The 3,554-nt window shown below is 47.0% G+C and carries 3 protein-coding genes; 1 reads left to right on the top strand and 2 read right to left on the bottom strand.

The window, feature by feature from the left end:
* Positions 1–265: 265 nt before the first annotated feature.
* Together ftsH and AC5M9B_RS04650 are read right to left on the bottom strand one after the other, a co-directional pair.
* On the bottom strand, positions 266–2,221 hold the full coding sequence (ftsH, locus tag AC5M9B_RS04655; protein WP_487648313.1) for an ATP-dependent zinc metalloprotease FtsH: 1,956 nt from the start codon (positions 2,219–2,221) through the stop codon (positions 266–268).
* 64 nt (positions 2,222–2,285) lie between these two features.
* Positions 2,286–2,906 (bottom strand): RlmE family RNA methyltransferase, encoded by a 621-nt coding sequence (locus AC5M9B_RS04650; RefSeq protein WP_070497978.1) that lies wholly within the window; start codon positions 2,904–2,906, stop codon positions 2,286–2,288.
* 108 nt (positions 2,907–3,014) lie between these two features.
* Between AC5M9B_RS04650 and yhbY the strand changes: the two genes are divergently transcribed.
* Positions 3,015–3,299, top strand: coding sequence for a ribosome assembly RNA-binding protein YhbY (gene yhbY / locus AC5M9B_RS04645; RefSeq protein WP_016688281.1), 285 nt, complete (start codon positions 3,015–3,017; stop codon positions 3,297–3,299).
* Positions 3,300–3,554 lie beyond the last annotated feature (255 nt).

The following is a 3,554-nucleotide window of genomic DNA, read 5'->3' as shown; positions in this document are numbered from 1 at the left end:
AAGGTGCTCATGAGAAATCCTCTAAATGTCTTGGTAGGAATTTAGGGGATTTTGGGGAATTTTGCAAAGGTCTCGACCTTTTTGTTTAAATCAGGATATTTCAAACAGAGCAATCACATTACAACCCTCTAATTCTGACAACCGTCATTCCTCTTTCTACTTATAACAATAAAACTATACAAACTGTACTTCCTCTCCTTACCTGTTTTGTAACAGTCATAATAAAATAAAAACGGCAGCTTTAATAAGCTGCCGTTTTCCATATTTATGATTTATTTCCCGAGTCTTCAAAAACTTCAATTGGAGCAGATTCCTGAGCAACGGTTTCCTGAGGTTCAGGCTCTGTTTGAAGTTCGGATGGTTCCGAATTATTCTGACGTATATTGTGGCTGTAATCTTTAGGCGGCCTAGGTTGTTTGCCTGCCATAATTTCCAACACTTGATCACGATCGATGGTTTCCCAATCCATTAATGCTTTGCACATGGTTTCCATTTTATCGCGGTTTTCATCAAGGATTTTGTAGGCCACCTGATATTGTTCGTCCAAAATACGGCGTACTTCAGCATCAATATCTTGTTGCGTTTTTTCGGAAATGTTTTGAGAACGGGTAACGCTGCGTCCCAAGAACACTTCACCTTCATTTTCTGCATAAACCATTACGCCCATTTTATCGCTCATGCCGTAACGGGTTACCATCTCCCGCGCTATTTGCGTAGCACGTTCGAAATCGTTGGACGCGCCGGTGGAAATACGTCCGACGAAGATGTCTTCGGCAATACGACCACCGAACAAGATGGAAAGCTGACTCAGCATTTGGTCTTTATACATGCTGATACGGTCGCGTTCGGGCAGCTGCCAAGTCAAACCGAGCGCACGGCCGCGCGGCATGATGGTTACTTTATGAACGGGATCAGTAAACGGCAGGCTTTCGGCAACAATCGCATGACCTGCTTCATGGTAGGCAGTCGCACGTTTTTCGTCTTCATGCATTACCATGCTGCGGCGTTCGGGACCCATATAGATTTTGTCTTTGGCATCTTCGAAATCGCTTTGGTCGACTTTGGTTTTATTCCGACGGCCTGCAAACAGGGCGGCTTCATTAACCAAGTTGGCCAAATCCGCACCGGAAAAACCGGGAGTGCCTCGAGCCAAAGAAACCAAATCGACAGATGCGTCCAAAGGCACTTTTTTTGCGTGCACTTTCAAAATCTGTTCGCGGCCGCGAATATCGGGTAGTGGAACCACCACTTGGCGGTCAAAACGGCCGGGACGTTGCAAGGCGGGATCTAATACGTCCGGACGGTTTGTTGCGGCAATGACGATAACCGTCTGGTTGCTTTCAAAGCCGTCCATTTCTACCAAAAGCTGGTTCAAGGTTTGTTCGCGCTCATCATTACCGCCGCCCAAGCCGGCACCGCGCTGACGGCCGACAGCGTCGATTTCGTCAATAAAAATGATACAAGGGGCGTTTTTCTTCGCTTGTTCAAACATATCGCGCACGCGGCTTGCACCGACCCCGACGAACATTTCAACAAAGTCAGAACCTGAGATGCTGAAGAACGGTACGCCTGCTTCGCCTGCGATGGCTTTTGCCAGCAAAGTTTTACCTGTCCCTGGGCTGCCCGCCAGTAAGATACCGCGCGGAACGCGTCCGCCCAAACTTTGATAACGGCTTGGAGCTTTCAGGTAATCAACGATTTCCTGCACTTCCTCTTTTGCCTCATCACAACCGGCAACATCGGCAAAGGTAACTTTGTTGGCATCTTTGTCCAGAAGGCGGGCACGGCTTTTACCGAAAGAGAATGCACCACCCTTACCGCCGCCACCGCTTTGCATACGCATAAAATAAAACCATGCGCCAATCAACAACAATACCGGCAACAGGCTGTAAAACAGGCTGGCGAGCATGCTTGGTTTTTCTTCGGGGATAACGTTGACGCGGACTTTATTGTCCAAAAGCGTTTTAACCAAATTATCGTCCAAAGGCGCATTGGTGAAGAAAGAGGTTTTATCGGTACGCTCGCCTTTAATCAGATAACCGCTGACGACTGAGCCTTCGATATTGACATTGGCTACTTCACCGTTGTTCACCTGTTGGATAAATTGAGAGTATTCGATTTGCTGCTTGTTTTCCTGCTTGCTGGTCAGAGCGTTGAATGCGGCCATCAGACCGACGCACAAAGCAACCCAGAGCAGAATTGACTTAAAGGTATTCCCCACTTAGCCAGGCTCCATGATATAAAGATAAACGAAAGAAAGATTTTAAAACACGCTGCCTGTATTGTCAGCGTTTATTTTTTCCTAATAAATAAATCTCACTGGAACGATTGCGCGATGCCTCGGGCTTGCGCGTCTGCACCGTTCCGAAGATTTCGCGCATGGCTGCCATATATTCCTGATAGCCCGCTCCCTGAAATACCTTCACCAAAAAGCTGCCGCCCGTTTTTAAATGATTGACGGCAAAGTCCAAAGCCAGTTCGCACAAGTAAAAGCTGCGGGCTTGGTCGGTTACGGCGTTACCCGACATATTGGGTGCCATATCGCAAATTACAAGGTCTAGCGGACGGCCGTCCAGCAAGGTCTCAAATTGCGCCAATACTTCGTCTTCTCTGAAGTCCCCCTGAATAAAAGAAACACCTTCTATTTCATCCATAGGCAGGATATCCAATGCGAACACGCGCCCTGAATTGCCGACCAGTTTTGCCGCGACTTGCGACCAGCTTCCCGGCGCGCTGCCTAAATCCGCCAAAACTGTGCCGGGTTTGATTAATTTGTCTTTTTCGTTGATTTCCAGCAGTTTATATGCGGCGCGGGCGCGATAACCGTCTTTTTGCGCCATGTGGACGTAATGATCATTTACGTGTTCGTGAAGCCAGGCTTTTGATGATTTTGAACGTACTGCCATAATTTATTTAATGATATAGAGAAACGCCGTATTGTACGTTATTTTCCCCCGAGATTGCGCCAAATCGCGTACAATGCCGCATTATTCTTTCTTTTCAAGCATTAGAACATGACTGACAGTAAATTAAGCACCAAAGAAATTTTGGAATTGAAAGCCCGCGCCCATCACCTTCATCCCGTTGTAATGGTGGGACAACAAGGTTTGACCGAGTCCGTTATCAAAGAAACCGATGCCGCCCTGACAGCGCATGAGTTAATCAAAGTCCGTGTATTCGGCGACGACCGCGCCGAACGCGTTGAAATTTGCAATGCGTTGTGCGAAGCCGTCGATGCGCAACTGGTTCAGCATATCGGTAAGCTGTTGGTGTTGTGGCGTAAAAACTTGGAGGCTTAAGAAAGCGTTTGGTTCCAAACAATGAGAGTTCGTCTGAAAAACTATCAAGGCTTTCAGACGACCTTCGTTTAATAAATCTTGCAATCAGTATAGAAACAACAGCAGAATATTTATCCCCTGATATAAACCTGATATAAAAGGTCGTCTGAAAAGCAGAATCCGGTATGAACTGACCCCAAAATCTTGGACACTCATAAAAGCCTTTTCAGGCGCTCTGTGCAAGCTGGGTTCTGTATGCGACAGGACTCAGCTTTT

The sequence above is a fragment of the Neisseria flava genome (assembly GCF_982712965.1).
This window is presented reverse-complemented; position numbering and strand designations above follow the sequence as displayed.

Bases quoted from the DNA above. Each gene is read 5' to 3' on its own strand.
- AC5M9B_RS04650 (WP_070497978.1), bottom strand. From the start codon at position 2,906: ATGGCAGTACGTTCAAAATCATCAAAAGCCTGGCTTCACGAACACGTA.
- yhbY (WP_016688281.1), top strand. From the start codon at position 3,015: ATGACTGACAGTAAATTAAGCACCAAAGAAATTTTGGAATTGAAAGCC.